This is a genomic window from Polaromonas sp. (genome assembly GCF_030689685.1).
Classification (GTDB): domain Bacteria; phylum Pseudomonadota; class Gammaproteobacteria; order Burkholderiales; family Burkholderiaceae_C; genus Polaromonas.
Genome location: NZ_JAUYEY010000093.1, coordinates 1 through 15995 on the forward strand (window position 1 = coordinate 1; position 15995 = coordinate 15995).

At 61.2% G+C, this 15995-nt stretch carries 17 protein-coding genes; 4 read left to right on the forward strand and 13 right to left on the reverse strand.

What is annotated here, in order from left to right:
- From Q8O29_RS19190 to Q8O29_RS19200, 3 genes are all read right to left on the reverse strand, one after another.
- The coding region (locus Q8O29_RS19190; protein ID WP_305565751.1) for a MipA/OmpV family protein at window positions 1-365 on the reverse strand (365 nt) is incomplete at its 3' end.
- A 290-nt stretch (window positions 366-655) separates the two neighbouring features.
- Window positions 656-1324: an EF-hand domain-containing protein gene (locus tag Q8O29_RS19195; RefSeq protein WP_305565753.1), complete on the reverse strand. Its 669-nt coding sequence runs from the start codon at window positions 1322-1324 to the stop codon at window positions 656-658.
- A 132-nt stretch (window positions 1325-1456) separates the two neighbouring features.
- Window positions 1457-2179, reverse strand: a complete 723-nt coding sequence (locus Q8O29_RS19200) for a GntR family transcriptional regulator (protein WP_305565755.1) — start codon at window positions 2177-2179, stop codon at window positions 1457-1459.
- 55 nt (window positions 2180-2234) lie between these two features.
- Here Q8O29_RS19200 and Q8O29_RS19205 point away from each other — a divergent pair, with 55 nt between their 5' ends.
- The 4 genes from Q8O29_RS19205 to Q8O29_RS19220 are packed head-to-tail and all read left to right on the forward strand — an operon-like array spanning window position 2235 to window position 5845.
- The gene (locus tag Q8O29_RS19205; RefSeq protein WP_305565757.1) at window positions 2235-3677 is read left to right on the forward strand and encodes a Rieske 2Fe-2S domain-containing protein; all 1443 of its coding nucleotides are present in this window, start codon (window positions 2235-2237) and stop codon (window positions 3675-3677) included.
- Between the two features lie 5 nt (window positions 3678-3682).
- Window positions 3683-5167, forward strand: coding sequence for a glutamine synthetase family protein (locus tag Q8O29_RS19210; protein WP_305565759.1), 1485 nt, complete (start codon window positions 3683-3685; stop codon window positions 5165-5167).
- A 14-nt stretch (window positions 5168-5181) separates the two neighbouring features.
- On the forward strand, window positions 5182-5505 hold the full coding sequence (locus Q8O29_RS19215) for a 2Fe-2S iron-sulfur cluster-binding protein (protein ID WP_305565761.1): 324 nt from the start codon (window positions 5182-5184) through the stop codon (window positions 5503-5505).
- Window positions 5506-5542: 37 nt separating this feature from the next.
- Window positions 5543-5845 carry an antibiotic biosynthesis monooxygenase gene (locus Q8O29_RS19220; protein WP_305565763.1) on the forward strand — a complete coding sequence of 101 codons (303 nt, stop codon included), beginning with the start codon at window positions 5543-5545 and terminating at the stop codon, window positions 5843-5845.
- Between the two features lie 30 nt (window positions 5846-5875).
- Here the strand turns inward: Q8O29_RS19220 and Q8O29_RS19225 are convergent, their stop codons facing one another.
- From Q8O29_RS19225 to Q8O29_RS19270, 10 genes are all read right to left on the reverse strand, one after another.
- On the reverse strand, window positions 5876-6316 hold the full coding sequence (locus Q8O29_RS19225) for a MarR family winged helix-turn-helix transcriptional regulator (protein ID WP_305565765.1): 441 nt from the start codon (window positions 6314-6316) through the stop codon (window positions 5876-5878).
- 174 nt (window positions 6317-6490) lie between these two features.
- On the reverse strand, window positions 6491-6931 hold the full coding sequence (locus tag Q8O29_RS19230) for a cyclic nucleotide-binding/CBS domain-containing protein (protein WP_305565767.1): 441 nt from the start codon (window positions 6929-6931) through the stop codon (window positions 6491-6493).
- Window positions 6932-6960: 29 nt separating this feature from the next.
- Window positions 6961-8016, reverse strand: coding sequence for a 2-oxoacid:ferredoxin oxidoreductase subunit beta (locus Q8O29_RS19235; RefSeq protein WP_305565769.1), 1056 nt, complete (start codon window positions 8014-8016; stop codon window positions 6961-6963).
- Window positions 8013-9857, reverse strand: coding sequence for a 2-oxoacid:acceptor oxidoreductase subunit alpha (locus tag Q8O29_RS19240; protein ID WP_305565771.1), 1845 nt, complete (start codon window positions 9855-9857; stop codon window positions 8013-8015). The genes Q8O29_RS19235 and Q8O29_RS19240 overlap by 4 nt, the downstream gene beginning before the upstream one ends.
- A gap of 121 nt (window positions 9858-9978) precedes the next feature.
- The gene (locus Q8O29_RS19245; protein WP_305565773.1) at window positions 9979-11805 is read right to left on the reverse strand and encodes an FAD-dependent oxidoreductase; all 1827 of its coding nucleotides are present in this window, start codon (window positions 11803-11805) and stop codon (window positions 9979-9981) included.
- Between the two features lie 94 nt (window positions 11806-11899).
- Complete coding sequence (locus Q8O29_RS19250; RefSeq protein WP_305565775.1) at window positions 11900-12403, reverse strand: VOC family protein; 504 nt, start codon at window positions 12401-12403, stop codon at window positions 11900-11902.
- Complete coding sequence (locus tag Q8O29_RS19255) at window positions 12400-12681, reverse strand: cupin domain-containing protein (protein ID WP_305565777.1); 282 nt, start codon at window positions 12679-12681, stop codon at window positions 12400-12402. Before Q8O29_RS19255 ends, Q8O29_RS19250 begins: the two co-directional genes overlap by 4 nt.
- Window positions 12682-12696: 15 nt before the next feature.
- Window positions 12697-14850, reverse strand: coding sequence for an acetyl/propionyl/methylcrotonyl-CoA carboxylase subunit alpha (locus Q8O29_RS19260; protein ID WP_305565779.1), 2154 nt, complete (start codon window positions 14848-14850; stop codon window positions 12697-12699).
- Window positions 14851-14890: 40 nt separating this feature from the next.
- The gene (locus Q8O29_RS19265; RefSeq protein WP_305565781.1) at window positions 14891-15421 is read right to left on the reverse strand and encodes a hypothetical protein; all 531 of its coding nucleotides are present in this window, start codon (window positions 15419-15421) and stop codon (window positions 14891-14893) included.
- Between the two features lie 10 nt (window positions 15422-15431).
- Entirely contained in the window at window positions 15432-15794 is a 363-nt protein-coding gene (locus Q8O29_RS19270) for a helix-turn-helix domain-containing protein (RefSeq protein WP_305565783.1), read from the reverse strand.
- Between the last annotated feature and the right edge of the window lie 201 nt (window positions 15795-15995).

Here is a 15995-nt window from a genome sequence, read left to right on the forward strand (position 1 = left end):
CCGGTGAGCGCGGCGTTGTCGTCCGCATCGCGGCCTCGGCGCAGGGCCAGCAGCGGTCCGGCGCTGATGCTCAGGCCTTGCGCCGTCGTGTGCTTCCATAGGTTGGCGCCCGCCGTCATGCCGGTGAGAAAGTACGTGTCGCCGTAAAAGAGATTGATGTTGGGCGTGAGCCGCGTTTTTCTTTCGTCCGCGCCCTCGTAGGCGGGCCGCACGCCCACCCCGAGGCCGATGCTGCCATGCAGCCCCTCGGACTGGGCCGGCGGCAGGTTCTCATCCGCCATCGCCGGCGCGGCGGCGAGCATCAGCAAGACCACACTGGTGGCGAGTGTCAGCAAGGCCAGACTGTCGATGCTAGTGCTGGTCATTCGGGATAATTTCATGGTGCGCTGCCTCGTTCATTGGGGTGTGCGCATCATCGCGGCTGACCGTAACCACGCTATGTCGCTTCCGCGACAGCTTGTGCCAGGTTGTTTCGCGGCATGCCTTGCAGGCGATTCAGTTTGTTTCTGGAGGCTTCCCGGCCAATCCGTTGTTTCGACCGGAAGGCTGCGCGGAGAAGGAAATCAAAAGGAAACCAAAAGAAAACAGCCACCCTGATGAATCGGGTGGCGGCGGTGAAGGTACGGTTTGCTCGACCGCAGGGCCAACCCGGCTATCAGGCGGTCACAGACAGACTGGCGCCGCTGGCGTTGCTGCCGCCGAAGCCGTAGGCCTGTGCCAGATTCATGATCTGCATCAGCACCTGGGCCTCGCTGCTGGTGTTCGTGGTCGCGGCGGTGCTCTGACTCGACTGCTTGTAGGCCTGGGCTTCCTCGCGGTTGACCTTGCCGTCGCTGTTGCTATCGACCTGATCGAAGTTGTCGAGGAGGCTGGAAAGCATGTTGGCGCGATTGCTGTCGGGGTTGCCGATGGCGCTCAACTGACTGGTCAGATCCGCCTGCGTCAAGCCGGCGTCATCAGCGCCCCCTTGCATGCCCATGCCGCCCGTGCCACCCATGCCGCCGCTCATGCGCATGCTCTGAAGCTGGCTGTCCAGGGCATCGGTCAGTTTCTTGATGCTGTCGGACATCTCCTGCTGGGTCACCTTGCCGTTGCTGTCGCCGTCCAGGGACGCAAAGACATCCTCGGCGCTGGTGCTGCTTGATGCGGGGACGTTCTGGAAGGCGGTCTGAAGATCCGATTTCTCGATATAGCCCTTGCCGCTGGTGTCGAGTTTTGAAAACAGATCCTCCGCCATCTTCGATGGGTCTTGACGCTGCATCCGTCCCATCCCCTGCATCGTCATGGAAGAATTTCCTCCGATACCGCCGATTGCGCTGCTCATGATTGCTCCTTGAAAGTCTGACGAACGTTTGACTTTGGTGGGTGTGCCTCATCACACAAGCGAAATGCTTGCATGTGGTCTAGCAGCCTGTCGGACTTGGGAATCGTCGGCTGCAAATTGGCCGCAGCGGGATCAGCGGCCTACCACCAAGCGGATGGCCGGCATCACCCGCTCGGTCTCGGCCCGGCGCTCCAGCGCCATGCGCATGTTCATCTGCGCGACTTCGGTGTGTTCGATGGCCAGCGCCTGCGCGCGCGTGCCCTCGCCGGCCTTGAGCGCGGCGAACAACATGTGGTGCTGGCGGTGCGCATAAAGCATCCAGTCGCGGTCCAGCGCCACCGAGCCCTGCATCGGCAGCATGGCCGAAGCCGGGGCAAACGGCAGCCTGTCGTTGAGTGCCACCGCGCGCTGCAAGGCGCGGTTGCCGCAGGCTTCAAGGACCAGCGCGTGGAAGTGATCGTTGACCACGGCATAGGCGGCATAACTTTCATAACTCAGGGGATTGGCGGCCAATGCCAGATCGCCGTCATCCAGGCAGGCCTGCATGTCGCCCTGCAACTGGCGCGAAACGCCGTGTTCGGCCACCAGCCGCGCGGCCATGCCTTCGAGCTGACCTCGCACCGCAATCGCATCAGCCACTTCACGCGGCGTGAACTGGCGCACCAGAAACTTGCCGGTGTCGTTGGCTTCGACCAGGCCCTCCTGCTCCAGCGTGACAAGCGCAGCGCGGACCGGGGTGCGCGAGGCCCCCAGGCGTTCAGCCAGTTGCTGCTCGGCCAGGCGCTGGCCGGGCTCGAATTCGCCACGCAGGATCAAATCCCGCAACTGGATCAACACAGTCTCTTGCAAGTTCATGATTCAAAATGTACACTGAATTTTACTTTTGGTATACCGTTTTAGGAACGCAATTATGAATGCTGAACAGAACGCGCTGATGACCCGGATTGGACCCGCCACACCTTGCGGCGCCCTGCTGCGCAGCTACTGGCAACCGGCCGCGCTGGTTGATGAATTCAAGCCTGCGCTGGACCCGCGCATGGAACAACGCCCGGTCAAAGCAGTCCGCCTGCTGGGCCAGGACCTGGTGCTGTTCCGGGACAACACGGGCAGCTACGGCCTGCTGGACCGCGACTGCGCACACCGCGGCGCTGACCTGTCGTTTGGCCGCGCCGAGGGTGATGGCCTGCGCTGCCCTTTCCATGGCTGGAAGTTTGATGTAAGTGGCCGCTGCCTGGAAACACCGGCGGAACCGGCGGGCAGCAAGCTGTGTGAGCGTGTGAAGCAACGCAGCTACCCGGTGCTGGAAAAAAGCGGGGTCCTGTTCGCCTGGCTGGGCCCCGAGGGCTCCACGCCGCCGCCGCTTCCGGCTTTTGACTGCTTCAACGCGCCGGCGACACACAGCTTTGCGTTCAAAGGCCTGTGGAATGCCAACTGGCTGCAGGCGTTTGAAGTCGGCATAGACCCGGCGCATCCGTCTTTTCTGCACCGCTTTTTACAGGACGAGGCGCTGGCCGACATTGGCGACAACGCAGCCGGCAAGCAGTTTCGCAGTGCCAGCGCTGGCGCCATCGATGGCGAGCAATGGCCGATGACACGCATCATGCGCGAGTTTGCGCAGCCCGACATCAGTTTTGAGGCCAAGCCCTGGGGCATGCAACTGACGGCCTTGCGGTCCATGAACGAAAAACTGACCCATGTGCGTGTCACACAAGCCGTCTTTCCGGCAACCTTTGTGATCCCGCTGTCAGAAACCATGACGATCACCCAGATGCATGTGCCGGTGGATGACACCCACACCTACTGGTACTCCTTCTTCACGAGTTTTGCCGGTCCCCTGGATAAAGAAAGCATGCGTGCGCAGCGCCAGCAATTCATTGCGCTGCCCGACTACATTCCCAAGGCCGGTCGCCACAACAACTGGGGCTTCAATGCTGAAGAGCAGCGCACGCAGACCTACCTGGGCATGGGCGAGGAAGACATCAATGTGCACGACCAGTGGGCGGTTGAAAGCATGGGCGCCATCCAGGACCGCACGCGGGAGCACCTCGGTACCAGCGACAAGGTCATCATGGCGAATCGCCGGGTCTTGCTCAAGGCAATTGCGACGGTGCAGCAAGGCGGCGTCGCGCCAGGTATTGCCGACGCGGCGCAGGCTGAGCTGATGCGCGGGCCGGACACGGTCGATGGCATCGCGCCGGCCGGGGAGTGGGCTAGCTGGTGGCAGGCACAGGCTAGAGCCAAGCGGGCGAATGCGCCTTGGACGGGGAGCCCTCACCCCTGCCCTCTCCCGGAGGGAGAGGGAGCAAGAGCCTCGGTATCGACTCCCTCTCCCTCCGGGAGAGGGCAGGGGTGAGGGCCGTGCCGACCTTCGCCGAACACTGCGGCATCCACGACACCAACCGCCAGCAGGCGCTGGAACAGATGCAGCAATTGATCAACGCCAGCGGCATCGAGCTGGTGCGTTTTGCCTGGTGCGACCTGCATGGCACGCTGCGCGGCAAAACACTGGTGGCCGGCGCTACGGCCAAGGCCATCCAGGACGGCATGGGCCTGGTCAGCACCCTGCTGCTCAAAGACACCTCCGACCGCACGGCTTTCAAGGTGTTCGAGGCTGGCGGCACGGACGAGCTTCCCGGCTTCGAGTTCGCCAGCAACCTGCTGCTGCTGGCCGACCCGGCGAGCTTCAAACCACTGCCATGGGCAGCCGCTACCGGCTGGGTCCAGGGCCAGCCCTGGATGCAGGACGGCACGCCGGTCGAGCTGGACACGCGGCGCATTTTGCAGCGTGCGCTGGCGCGCCTGGCCGAAGCGGGCTACGGCATGAAGTGCGGGCTGGAGATCGAGTTTCATATTTACCGCATCACTGGGGACAGCTCCGATGACCAGCTTGATCCGGAGCAAGCGGCCTGGCCCGGTCTGCCGCCCAAAGTGGCCATGATCCACCCGGGCTACCACCTGCTGGCCGAACACTGGGCCGACATGGCCGAAGAGCCGCTGCGCATCGTGCAGCACACCGCGCAGGCGCTGGGCCTGCCCCTGCAGTCACTGGAGATTGAGCTCGGGCCCAGCCAGGTCGAAGCGGTGTTCGACGCGACCGACGCGCTGACGGCGGCCGACAACATGGTGCTTTTTCGCAGTGCGGTCAAACAGGCGCTGCGCCGCGCCGGTTACCACGCCACCTTCATGTGCCGCCCGCCGTTTCCGAACATCATGTCCAGCGGCTGGCATTTGCACCAGTCGCTGGTGGACCTGAAAACCGGCGCCAACCTGTTCCAGCGCGACGCCCCGGCAGCAGGCTCGCAAGCCACCGATGCGCAATACACCCTCTCTGAGCTGGGCGAACATTACCTGGCCGGGCTGCTCGCGCATGCGCGCGGCATGACGGTGTTTTGTACTCCCACGATCAACGGCTTTGGCCGCTTCCGGCCGAACGCCCTGGCGCCGCAGGCGGTGCTGTGGGGCCGCGACAACCGGGGCGCGATGCTGCGCGTGGTCGGGCAGCCCGGCGACGCCGCAACGCGCATTGAAAACCGCATTGGCGAACCGGCGGCCAATCCCTACCTCTACCTGGCCTCACAGATTTACGCCGGGCTGGACGGCATCACCCGGCAATTGAAAGCGCCCGTCGCCACCGATGCGCCTTACGGTGAAGCCGGCGTCAGAATTCCGACCAGCCTGGGGGAAGCACTAAATGCGCTGCGGGACGATGCGGTACTGGTGGAGGCCTTTGGCAAGCGCTTCATCAACTACTTCACGCGCATCAAGCAGTCGGAAATCACCCGCCACGAACAGGCGACGGACAAGGACGACTGGCAGCGGCGCGAATATTTCAGCCGCATCTGAAACTTCACCGACCCATGATCACTATCAATTTCATAGCTGCTGACGCACAACCAATAAGGGCTAGAGGCCAAATTGGTCAAAGCCTGATGGAGGCAGCAGTGGCTGCCGGAGTCAGCGGCATTGCCGCCGACTGCGGCGGCCTGCTGACCTGCGCAACCTGCCATGTGATGGTGGCCGAGCCGTTTGCGGCGCTGCTCCCGGCCGCCGACGGCGAGGAACGCGCCATGCTGACCTTCACCGCCACACCGGCCACACCGGCCAGCCGGCTGAGCTGCCAGATCATCCTGAATGCAGAACTTGACGGTTTGACGGTAGAGTTACCGGCCAGCCAGTATTGAACGCTGGCCTTTCAACACATGCCACCCAAGGACACCCATGATTCTAGAACTCGCCGACATCCATATTGCCCCCGGCCAGCAGGCCGCTTTTGACGAAGCCATCCAGCGGGGCCTGGCCAGCGTGATTGCCGGCGCCAAAGGTTTTCAGGGCTTCAAGGTGAACAAGGGCATTGAAAACCCCGAGCGTTACATCCTGCAGATTTTCTGGGACAGGCTGGAGGACCACACCGTGGGTTTCCGCGAATCGCCGGCTTTTGCCGACTGGCGCGCCATCGTCGGGCCGTTTTTTGCCGCACCGCCTGTGGTGGAGCATTTCACGCTGCTGGCCAAATCGGCCTGACGACCGCACCCCGCCGCCACATCGGCAGGTTTACTCGACACCCTCGTGGCCGACAATCAACTTGCCCAGCAGCGCGCCAAACCGTTTGCGTTCGGCGGCGCTGAGCGGCTCCAAAAGGCGCGACTGAACCTTGCTCACGGCCCGCTTCATCTGCAGCGCGACCTTCTGCCCTTCGGGCGTGACCCACAGCAGCTTGCGGCGCTTGTCGGCCGGATCGGCCTCGCGCCGCACCCAGCCCTTGGCCTCCAGCCGGCCGATCACCGAACCGGAGGTCGCGGCATCAAAAGCCACCCGCCCTGACAGCGTGACCTGGTCTTCACCCGGGTCATCCATCAGCGCGTTCAGGATGGCGAACTGCACCGGCGTCACGTCAAACCCGGCCGTCTCTTCCATAAAGAGAGCAATTGACAACTGGTGGGCGCGCCGGATTTGGTGCCCTGGCGCTTCAATGAAGTTAAAACTTGTTGGCATGGCCGGAGTTTAAGGGAGCGCTGAACAGGTCCTTGCGGATGCGCGGCAGCCGGATCGGGATGGGATGCAAGGCGGACGCTGCTGCCCATAGCTGGCTATCGGCAAGCCATTCAACGCAGCAGACCGCCCGAGCCCGGCTGATCGCGCGCCGCAGGGGACTTGTTCAGCGCTTCGCTAACCCAGCGCGTCGTTGACCGAGTCTCGAAACTCCGCCAGGCTGACGGCGCTGTCAATCTCGCGCGGCAAGGCATCGCGTGCGGAAAATACCCCCAGGATTTTTCCGTCAGCCGCCACCACAGGCAAGTGCCGGAATCCGCGCTCGAGCATGACGAGTACGGCATCCGACACCGGTGTCTCGGGCGTCACGCAATGAGGATGGTGGGTCATGACTTGGGAGACCTGCGTTTTTTCAGCATTAAGCGCTCTGGCCAGTACACGGGTCATCAGATCGCGCTCGGTGAGAATGCCCAGCATGGCGCCTCCGCCGTCAATGATCAAAACGCTGCCGCAATTGGCCTTGGTCATGACACAGGCCGCCTCCCAGACACTGGCCTGCGGAGGCAGGCTTACCAGATGCCGGCGCGGGGTTGATTGAAAGACTGTTCGTTCGGGCATGGCTGCCTCCTGTTGTCTCGCCAAAAAAATCAGCGCAGGGATGCGTTGAGCTTGTCCAGGGTTTGGGAGCCCGGGCACAGGCGGCCCGCATCCATCCTGTTCAGTGGCGTCTCACTGGTGTTGAGCGCCACATGCATGTCGGTCACCAACGGGTCCAGGTAAAGCAGCCCGGTCACCACCTCGCCACGCGCCTGGTGCGTGTTCATGTAATGGAGAGCGGCGTAGCGATTGGTCGGATCGTAGTCGGTGTGCAACTTGCGCAGCCGCAGGCGGACGCCGTCGTGCTGCTGCACCTCAATCACCTCGCCCGGGGCATAGCTGGTGGTGATTTCCTCGCGCGGGCTGATGAAGTCGATGCGGCTGACCGCCTCGTTGTGTTCACGCACATAGTCATAACTCTTGGTGCTGCCGGCATGGTTGTTGAAAGCCACGCACGGGCTGATGATGTCGATGAAGGATGCGCCGCCATGGCCTATGGCACCCTTGATCAGCGGCACCAGTTGCGCCTTGTCGCCCGAAAAACTGCGGGCCACATAAGTCGCGCCCAGTTGCAGCGCCATCGCCACCAGGTCCAGCGAGCTGTCGCTGTTGACCACGCCTTTTTTGCTTTTCGACCCCTGGTCGGCAGTGGCCGAAAACTGCCCCTTGGTCAGCCCGTAAACGCCGTTGTTCTCAACGATGTAGACCATGTTGACGCCGCGCCGCATCGCATGCGCGAACTGGCCCAGGCCAATCGACGCGGAGTCGCCGTCTCCAGATACACCGAGGTACAACAAGTCACGGTTGGCCAGATTGGCGCCGGTCAGCACCGAGGGCATGCGCCCGTGCACGGTGTTGAACCCATGCGACGCACCCAGAAAATAGTCCGGTGTCTTGGAGCTGCAGCCTATGCCCGAGAGTTTGGCGACGCGGTGCGGCGCAATGTCCAGCTCCCAGCAGGCCTGAATGATGGCGGCCGAGATCGAGTCATGCCCGCAGCCGGCGCACAGCGTGGAGATTTTCCCTTCGTAGTCGCGCCGGGTGTAGCCGACCTTGTTGACCGTGAGCGAGGGATGGTGCAGCTTGGGTTTGTCCAGATAAGTCATGGGAGGGCTTTGCTTGTCTGTTGTGGGGCCACCACCGCAGCCTGCACCTGCTGCCGGATGGCCTGGGTGATAAAACGCGCGGTGATCGGCGTGCCATCGAAATGCAGCACACGTACCAGGCACGCCGGATCAACATCCAGCTCATTGACCAGCAGGCTGTGCATCTGCGCATCGCGGTTTTGTTCGACCACGAACACCTTGTCGTGCGCCGCAATGAACTGGGCAACGCTGGGCGGAAACGGAAAGGCCCGCAGCCGCAGGGCGTCCAGGTGAATGTCTGCCTCATCCAGCACGTCCAGCGCCTCGTTCATGGCCGGACTGGTGGAGCCAAAATAAATAACTCCCAGCCGGGTCTTGCGCCCGGCGGGGCGCAACACTGGCGGCGGCACCAAGGTGGCGGCCGTTTGAAATTTCTTCAGAAGCCGCTCGACGTTGTAGATGTAGTCCGGGCCGCGCTCTGAATACTGCGCATAGGCATTGCGCGTGGTGCCGCGCGTGAAGTAACTGCCCTTGGTCGGATGCGTGCCGGGCAAGGTGCGCCAGGGAATGCCATCGCCATCGACATCCTTGTAGCGGCCGAAGTCCTTGCCGGCTTCGAGTTCTTCGGCGCTCATGACCTTGCCGCGGTCATAGCTGCGGCTGTCATCCCACTGGAAAGGTTTGCAGAGCCGCTGGTTCATGCCGATGTCCAGGTCTGTCATGACAAAGATCGGCGTTTGAAGTCGCTCTGCCAGGTCAAGCGCAGCGGCACAGTGTTCAAAACACTCGTGCGGGTCTTCCGGCAGCAGCAGCACATGTTTGGTGTCGCCGTGCGAGGCATAGGCACAAGAGATCAAATCGGCCTGCTGGGTGCGCGTGGGCATGCCGGTGGAGGGACCGCCCCGTTGCACGTTGATGATGGTGACCGGAATCTCGGCAAAGTAGGCCAGGCCAATGAACTCGGTCATCAGCGACACACCCGGGCCAGAGGTGGTGGTGAAGGCGCGGGCACCGTTCCAGCCGGCACCCACCACCATGCCGATGGAGGCGATTTCATCTTCGGCCTGAACAATCGCGTAGTTGTTTTTGCCGCTCGTTGGGTCCACCCGGTATTTGGCGCAGTAGGACTGAAAGGCTTCGGCCACCGAGGACGAGGGTGTGATCGGGTACCAGGCCGCGACCGTGGCACCGCCATACACACAGCCCAGTGCTGCGGCGCTGTTGCCATCGACAAATATTTTGTCGCCTACCCGGTCGCTGCGCTCCACGCGTATGCCCAGCGGCGCCTGCAAGTGTTCGCTGGCGAAATCGCGCCCCAGGTGCAGCGCCTGCACATTGGAGGCCAACAGCTTTTCCTTGCCCTTGTACTGCTCGGCAAACAGCTTTTCCAGCACGGCGGCCTCGATGCCAAGCAGCACCGACAGCGCACCCACGTAAATGATGTTCTTAAATAACTGACGCTGGCGCGGGTCGGAATAAACCGCGTTGGAGATCTCGGTCAACGGCATGCCGATGACGTGGATGTCGGCGCGGAACTTGTCTGGTGGCAGGGGCCGGGTGCTGTCGTAAAACAGGTAGCCGCCCGGCTCCAGCTCGGCCACATCAGCATCCCAGGTTTGTGGATTCATGGCCACCATCATGTCGATGCCGCCGCGCCGGCCCTGGTAACCCTTGTCGCAAACCCGCGCCTCATACCAGGTCGGCAGGCCCTGGATGTTGCTGGGGAAGATATTGCGCGGACTGACCGGCACACCCATGCGCAATATGGCCTTGGCAAACAGCTCGTTGGCCGAGGCTGAGCCCGAACCGTTGACGTTGGCAAACTTGATGACAAAGTTGTTGACGGCTTCAATCTTTTTCATTGCGCAGCACCGTTTGCTCCCTCTCCCCCTGGGAGAAGGTCGGGGTGAGGGCTTGCGCGCCACCACGCCCTCACCCTCACCCTAGCCCTCTCCCAGCGGGAGAGGGGACAAAAGTCTGCGTTCATGCTGTCACTCCCGAAACCATCTTGCCATCACGACACGACGGCCCGGCCTGCGTGGTCTGTAGCAAGAACTTCTGCATGTCCCAGGCCCCGGTCGGACAACGCTCGGCGCACAGGCCGCAGTGCAGGCAGACGTCTTCGTCCTTGACCATGACACGGCCGGTCTTGAGTTCGCCCGACACATACAGGTCCTGGGTCAGGTTCAGCGCCGGGGCTTTCAGGTGGGTGCGCAAAACCGGCTCGTCGTCGTTGGCGGTGAAGCTGATGCAGTCCATCGGGCAGATGTCCACACAGGCATCACACTCAATGCAGGCTGGCGCTGCAAACACGGTCTGTACATCGCAGTTCAAACAGCGCCCGGCCTCCTTGAAAGCCGTTGCGGCGTCAAAACCCAGCTCGACCTCCACCCGGATATTAGCCAGCGCCACCTCGGCCTTGGCCCAAGGCACCTTGAAGCGCGCGTCATTCGAGGTGTCGTTGTCGTAGCTCCACTCATGAATGCCCATCTTGGTGGACATCAGGTTGGTCATCGGGTCGGGCCTGCGCTGGACATCCTCCCCGTTGAGAAAACGGTCGATGGACACCGCCGCCTCATGGCCGTGCGCCACTGCTGTGATGATGTTTTTCGGTCCGAAGGCCGAGTCACCGCCAAAAAACACCTGGGGCAGGCTGGACTGAAAGGTGGTCTTGTTGAGCACCGGCAGGCCCCACTCGTCAAATTGAATGCCGCTGCCGCGTTCAATCCACGGAAAGGCGTTCTCTTGCCCCACAGCGATCAACACCGCATCACAGGCCACCAGTACGTCGGCCTCGCCGGTGGCGACCAGGCTGCGTTTGCCTTTCGCGTCATAAACCGCCTTGACCACCTCAAACGTCATGCCGGTGAGCTGGCCCTGGCTGTGCTCAAACGACTTGGGCACGTGGAAGTTGATGATGGGAATACCTTCGTGCTGCGCGTCTTCCTTCTCCCAGGGCGAGGCTTTCATTTCGTCAAAGCCGCTGCGCACAATCACTTTCACGTCGCTGCCACCGAGGCGCCGGGCCGAGCGGCAGCAGTCCATCGCGGTGTTGCCGCCGCCCAGCACAATCACGCGTTTGCCAATGGTGGTGACGTGGCCGAAAGACACCGAGGCCAGCCAGTCAATGCCGATGTGGATGTTGTTGCTGATCTCCTGGCGGCCCGGCAGTTGCAGGTCACGACCGCGCGGCGCGCCGCAGCCAACAAACACGGCGTCGTAACCCTGGGACAGCAGCCCCTTCATGGATTCGATGCGCTGGCTACTTTTGAACACCACGCCCAGGTCCAGGATGTAGCCGGTTTCTTCGTCGATCACCGACTCGGGCAGGCGAAAACGCGGAACCTGGGTGCGGATAAAACCACCGGCCTTGGCCTCACCATCAAACACCGTGACCTCGTAGCCCAATGGCGCCAGATCGCGCGCCACCGTCAGGGATGCGGGGCCGGCGCCGATGCAGGCAATGCGCTTGCCGTTTTTGGGTGACAGCTTGGGCATGCGCTGGCTGACATCGTTTTTCATGTCGGCCGCTACCCGTTTCAGCCGGCAAATTGCGACCGGTTCTGGCAGCGCGCCGTTGTTCTCCTCCACCCGGCTGCGTCGGCAAGCCGGCTCACAAGGCCGGTCGCAGGTGCGGCCCAAAATGCCGGGGAACACATTGGAGACCCAGTTGACCATGTAGGCGTCGCTGTAGCGCCCCTGGCCAATCAGGCGTATGTATTCAGGAACAGGGGTGTGGGCCGGACAAGCCCATTGGCAATCAACGACCTTGTGGAAATAAGACGGATTGGCTACGTTCGAGGGCTGCAAGCGCTGTCTCCTTTGCCCCACTGCATGGCAACACCATCCACGGGGCAAACCAGTTTAAGCCGCGATGGCCCAACACCGCCCTCGGGTGAATCCCTCAGTCGTGCGACTGCAAACGGGAAAATGCGCTTACCACCTCCGGCGGGGCCTGCACCAGTTCAATCAAGACACCCTCCCCCGCGATGGGGAACTCTTCATTGGCCTTGGGGTGCAAAAAGCAGATGTCGAAACCCGCCGCACCCTGGCGGATGCCGCCGGGCGCAAAACGCACGCCCTGCCCCGTCAACCACTCGACGGCTTTTGGCAGGTCGTCGATCCACAGGCCGACATGGTTGAGCGGTGTCGTGTGCACCGCCGGCTTTTTGTCCGGGTCCAGCGGTTGCATCAAATCAACCTCGACCTTGAAGGGACCGCTGCCGATGGCGCAGATGTCTTCGTCAACGTTCTCACGCTCGCTGACGAAGTTGCCAGTGACTTGCAGCCCAAGCATGTCTACCCACAGGGTTCGCAGGCGCTCCTTGCTGGTACCGCCAATGGCAATTTGCTGGATGCCCAAAACCTTGAAAGGCCTGTCCTGAGCCTGTTGAAGGCGCTGGATCATGCCTGGGTGACCGGCCGACGGCCTGAGAGGTAGCTCACACCCTGGGGGCCCGCAACTTCCAGGTGGGGCGTGCCCGCTGGCAAGCGGAACACGTCACCCACCCCGTAGCGGCTAGAGACGCCGTCGACCACCAGCGTGATGTCGCCTGCGGTGACGAATGCGCAGGCGTCGAATGGATGTTGATGCTCGCCCATGGCGTAACCGACGGGGCGGTCAATAGCGACGGCAGCCTCAAAACGGTTGGCCTTGAGTTCGTCGTGAAATTCCTGAGTGTTCATGATGCGTTTCCTGTCCTAGACAAATTCCACAATAGGCTGATCGACCGTCAGTGAATCGCCCTTCCCGGCAAGCACTTTACCGACCACACCGTCGGCAACGGCAAACAGCACATTTTCCATCTTCATGGCCTCGATCACCGCCACGCGTTCGCCCGCCTGCACCTTCTGGCCGGGCTGTACTGCGACCTCGACCAGCAGGCCGGGCATGGGCGACAGCACAAAACGGCTCATGTCAGGCGGTGCCTTGTAGGGCATCAGCGTGTGCAGTTTCGCCGCGCGCGGCGACAGCACCAGCGCGTCCAGCCGGGTACCGTCGTGGGCAATGCGAATCGCCAGTGGATTGCGGCCGACGCCGCGTTCGACCTGCGCCGCAAACGGCTGGCCATTGACGGTGCCGCGAATGCGGGCGCCGCCCAGGTGCCAGTTGCTACAAATTTCATAGCTGTTGGCACCCGTGTCTATTCGGCTGGAGCCCGATTGGGCTTGAAAGTCGCGCACGGTCGCGGACTGTGAGGTGTTTTGCCCGCCAGCGCCCAGCTTAACCACCACAAACTCTTCACCGACCGTGACACCGTGTCCCGGCATCTGCCCACTGATGCCGGCTGCACGGCCCAGCATACGCCGGTTCACATAGGCCGCCAGCGCCACCAGAAAGTCCGGGTCGGCATGCGGTACGTCTTCGGCAAAAAAGCCCTGCGCATAGTTCTCGGCGATGAAGCCGGTGTTGAAGTCACCCGCCACAAATTTCGGGTGCGCCAGCAAGGCGGCCTGGAAAGGGATGTTGCTGCTGATGCCGCGGATCACAAAAGCATTGAGCGCCTCACGCATCTTTGCAATCGCTTCGGCGCGGTCCTTGCCGTGGACGATCAGCTTGGCAATCATCGAGTCGTAAAACATCGGTATCTCGCCGCCGTCCTGCACGCCGGTGTCGACGCGTACGCCGTAGAAGCCGCCCTCACCCCTGCCCTCTCCCGCAAGCGGGAGAGGGGGCAAACCCGCTGAATTTGCGATGTCCCCGGCTTCACTCCCTCGCCCCTTGGGAGAGGGCTGGGGTGAGGGCTCCCCCGCCGCAAACATCGTTTCCTTTGGCGGCTGAAAACGCACCAGTCGGCCGGTCGAAGGTAAAAAGCTGCGAAACGGGTCTTCGGCATTGATGCGGCACTCGATGGCCCAGCCATTGCGCTGCACATCCTTCTGCGCCAGCGGCAGCTTTTCGCCAGCCGCCACGCGGATCATCAGCTCGACCAGGTCCAGGCCGGTGATGCATTCGGTCACGGGGTGCTCGACCTGCAAACGGGTGTTCATCTCCAGAAAGTAAAAACTCTGGTCTTTGCTAACGACAAACTCGACCGTGCCGGCACTCTCATACTTGACGGCCTTGGCCAGCGCCACAGCCTGCTCGCCCATGGCCTTGCGCGTCGCGTCACTGATGAAGGGTGACGGCGCTTCTTCAATCACCTTCTGGTGACGGCGCTGGATCGAGCATTCACGCTCGTTCAGATAAATCACATTGCCGTGGCTGTCGCCCAGCAGCTGGATCTCGATGTGGCGCGGCTCTTCGACAAACTTCTCGATGAAAACCCGGTCGTCGCCAAAGCTGTTGCGCGCCTCGTTGCGGCAACTCGTGAAGCCTTCAAAGGCCTCCTTGTCATTGAAGGCCACACGCAAGCCCTTGCCGCCGCCACCAGCCGATGCTTTGATCATCACCGGGTAACCGATGTCCTTGGCAATCTCGACGGCTTTCTCGGCGGTTTCAATCGCATCGTTCACGCCCGGAATGCAATTGACACCCGCCGCGCCCGCCAGTTTTTTCGATTCGATCTTGTCGCCCATCGCGGCAATCGAATAATGCTTGGGGCCAATAAAGACGATGCCTTCCTCTTCCACCCGCTTGGCAAAGCCGGCGTTTTCGCTGAGGAAGCCGTAGCCCGGGTGAACCGCCTGCGCGCCAGTCTGCTTGCAGGCGGCAATGATCTTGTCGGCCTGCAGATAGCTGTCACGGCTGGGCGCAGGGCCGATGTGCACGGCCTCGTCGGCCAGCTCGGCATGGCGTGCGTCCTTGTCGGCATCGGAATACACAGCCACCGTCTGGATGCCCATCTTGCGGGCGGTGAGGATGACGCGGCAGGCGATTTCACCTCGGTTGGCGATCAGGATTTTGGTAAACATTCGTTCTTTTCCCTACCTTTACACTATTCAAAATAAGTGATCAACCAATCACGGGAACACCGCTTAACCAAGGTTTGAGCCCGGTAGGATGTCGCCTCGCAAAAAGCGCGTAGTTATTTTCAAAAGGCTGAGTTCCCGCAACTTCATTCAGCCAACGCTCACAACCAACAAGCATTTCTTCAATGAATTCGTCAATTTGGATGAGTAATGCTGGCTCTGCTGATGCCGAACCCAAAACCACGTAATGCAACTGCCCATTGGGATGGCCTGGCTCAACAAACATGATTCGCTTGTAGGGCAAGTCCTCGCGATGGCTAGCGCCTTGATGCAACATCGAACACCGAAAGCGATAACACTGTTCGCCAGAAAACGGATTTTCGCGATTTCGATTACTAGATAGCACCGAACGAACCCAAGTATCAAACCAATGCGCATAACGGGAGCTAGAAGCACGCCTATCGCCTGCAATTAATGCACCAGCGATATCTGGAATCGTGAGCGAACTTTGGAGCGCAACGTAGTACAGACCCAGCTTACTTGCGTCGCGAGTTTGAGCAATCAGTGTCTTCATGTTTTTTGACTTACTTATCGCTACTTACTTTTACGCCACGGGCGCGCTTACGAAGTGCCAGCACCTCTTCGCGTTCTGCTTGAGCAATGGTTTGTATGGGTGCATTAAACAAGGACTCGAATTGGTCAATGACTTGCAACGCATTCGCAACACGCGCTAGTAAAAACAGTGAACCTAGTCCCTCAGACTCTAGCCTTCGTATCGACGAAAGGGAAGCCAGCGTCATGTTTGCCAACTCTTGTTGACTCAGGTTGCACATCAAACGAAGACGTTTAATACGACGGCCTAGCTCGGCACACACTACTTCGGATGACTTTAGATTAAATGTTCTCATGCGAACGATAAAGGCGCGATTTAGGGCTTTAAACGTCAAATATGAACATTTAAGAGAACCTGCTGAACTGCAATACTTTCATACTTTCATACTTTCATACTTTCGCCGCAAATTATCTGAAAGATCACGATCTGACCTTATTTCTGAATCCGCAACGGGCACGGCGCGTCCGCCTCCGCTCATGTCCCCCGCCCTTCGGGCTCCTCCTTGACTTCGCTGCGACGGACGCAGCGCGCCCGT